The organism is Chloroflexota bacterium (genome assembly GCA_034717495.1).
In the GTDB taxonomy this organism is placed as follows: domain Bacteria; phylum Chloroflexota; class Anaerolineae; order JAAEKA01; family JAAEKA01; genus JAYELL01.
Genome location: JAYELL010000084.1, coordinates 1 through 2,660, shown reverse-complemented (window position 1 = coordinate 2,660; position 2,660 = coordinate 1). Strand labels below are relative to the sequence as shown.

Below are 2,660 nucleotides of genomic sequence, written 5' to 3'. Positions count from 1 at the left end.
TTCGTGTGGAATAAGCCGGCCAATGGCTGGGCTGATACCGATGCGATTGATGCCATGCTTACGCTCAGCGGCGAAGATACGCCTGGTAGCTTCGGCGAGGCCATGGCTGCCAGCGGCAATACGCTTGTTATCGGTGGGGGATACGCTGGCGCCTACATTTTCGAACGGCCACCCGGCGGCTGGACAAACATGACGGAAACAGCCAAACTCAGCCCAGATAGTATGAGCGGGACCAGCACCTTTGGCGGTAAATTCGGACACTCCGTGGCCATCGACAGCGTCACCGTGTTGGTCGGAGCGCCATTCGATGATCTCGGCGACCATACCGCCTGGGAAGGCTCTGTGTTTCTGTACGAAAAGCCGGCCCAGGGTTGGGAAGATATGACCGAAACGGCAAAACTCACGGCGGCCGATGGCACGCTCCCCAACGAACGTGGCATACGCTTTGGTCACTCTGTCGCCATCAGCGGCAAGCGGGTGGCGGTCGGGGCTGAAGAGAGTTACGCCGCCTTTGTCTTCGAGAAACCGGAAAACGGATGGACAAATGTGACCGAGACAAGTTTCTTTCCGTATGATGCGTTCATACACTTTTATAGTCCCTCCGTGGCGATTCGGGACAATGTGCTGGTGGTGGGCGTTCCAGACAAACTCGATGTTTACAAAAAGCCAAGCCATCGACCAGTGATGGTTGTTCCGGGCATTTTTGGCTCATATTACTTTTCTGATGCGACACATGAACAATGGAATCTCCATCGCGGCATCCACCCGGATCTCCTGGTCATCGACCCGCTCACACACGCCTACGATGATCTGGTGCAAACACTCAAAAATGTCGGCTACGAGGAGGGCAAGGACCTCTTTGTTGTCGCCTACGACTGGCGGTTGACGCCCGGCCCGGTCGATGGCGTCTATGACGGGCAGATCGGCGGCCTTAGCGGACAATCGATCACGGATGGGGTCTATCAGTACGGAGTTGACTATTTGGGCTATTATCTGCGCAAGGCAACTGAGGCCTGGGATGAGGAGCATCCGGACGAACCGTTGGAGAGCGTCGATATCATCTCACACAGCACCGGCGGCCTGGTGGCGCGTAGCTACATCCAGAGCGCGGCCTATGGCGACGATTTCGTTGCTTCAGGCAACAAAACCCTCACCCTGCCCACAGTCGAGAACCTGATCATGGTGGCCGTGCCCAACCGGGGCGCTTCTCAACCCTGGCAGGCCATGCAAAACAATTTCATCATCGACAACGCCTCCAAGTACATCATGGCGAAAATGATCAACGCCTCCTATCAAAAAGTGCTGGCCGGTGAAACGATCACAGGATTCCCCGAAGACATCACGTTGGATTCGATTTCGCCCTACGGAGCGCCCCTCCGCACGGAATTCATCAGCCAATACGTACCCACATTTCGCTCACTTCTTGCCACCTACGATTTTATGTATGATATCCATGGTGAATTAGGCCATGTCAATGATCTGGCCGATGTGCGGAACGATCTTGTTTTGGATCTTAACAACGGTTTGGATGTGACCTACCAGCCTCCCCCATCCGATCCCAGCCCCTTTGCCAGCCTGGTGACCAAAACCAGTGTCTTTTACGCCGATTCGGTATCCACTGAGTACCGCGTGCATCACAGGGAAGACGCCGCATCCAACGTCGTTTTTCGCTTCGACGACTATTTTGAATCAGATGTCCCAGAGGGTTTGATTTGGTACCAGGGCGTCACCGACATTGTGGGCGACGGCACGGTGCCGGGCGAATCCTCGATGGGACAATTTGTAAACGACAACCGAATTCAACGTTATCGCGTAACAAGCGGGAACAATACTCACACCGGGTTGATGTCACACGTGTATGCTCAATTGGAAATCCTGGAAATCCTGGATGCCGACTGGGAAAATGCGGACATCTCCACAGATCTGGCGGGCACTTCATATTTGAGCGCTCTCTGGAACGCGTATATCGATCCGGTGGACATGGTCATCATCGATGGCAGCGGCAGGCGATTCGGCTATACGACGGCCACCGGTGCTCTCACGGAAATCCCCAACAGTGTCTGGTTTGGCGGCGATCAGGGCATCGGCTGGATCTTTGGGACGGTGACACCGCCGCTCCGCGTCGAATTAACAGGACACGGCGAGGCGTATTATGTTCAGGTTTCCGGCGCCCAACCGGACATGCGCGGCGGCTATGAAGCGAGCGGATTCCTGGATGTCGGCGAACAAATATCAGCGCCGGTTGAAGTTGAGGTGCTGCGCACAACTTTTCTACCGCTGCTGGTAACTAATGGCGTAGATAATCGATAATTTGTTACTACTCAGGCCACCTTCGGGATGGTCTGAGGGATGAAAGGATTGGCTGCCAAAGCATCGTGGAGGGCGCCAATGACGTTTTGACCGTTCTTGCGAGTGATCCATCCCGCGGCTGCCGAGGGATGCGCGAAGGCAAGAAACTCGCGCTTACGTCATTCCCGCGGACGCGGGAGTCCATCGATTGGGCCAGGATGAGGGTTGCTCACACCCAAACGGCCCAGATTCTGTCGCGCTGCCGGTTTCCACCACTTTCGAAACACAACCCTCCTCGCGGCGCGCTTGTACCGATTCCCGCGGACTGATATAATCTGGGCGGAAACGAGGGCGTATCTTTTGATGCCGGG

Annotated in this window: 1 protein-coding gene; it reads left to right on the top strand. The window is 55.6% G+C overall.

Annotation, left to right across the window (positions count from 1 at the left end; all coding sequences use genetic code 11):
* The coding region (locus U9R25_15445; GenBank protein ID MEA3337292.1) for a hypothetical protein at positions 1 to 2,310 on the top strand (2,310 nt) is incomplete at its 5' end.
* Positions 2,311 to 2,660: the final 350 nt, after the last annotated feature.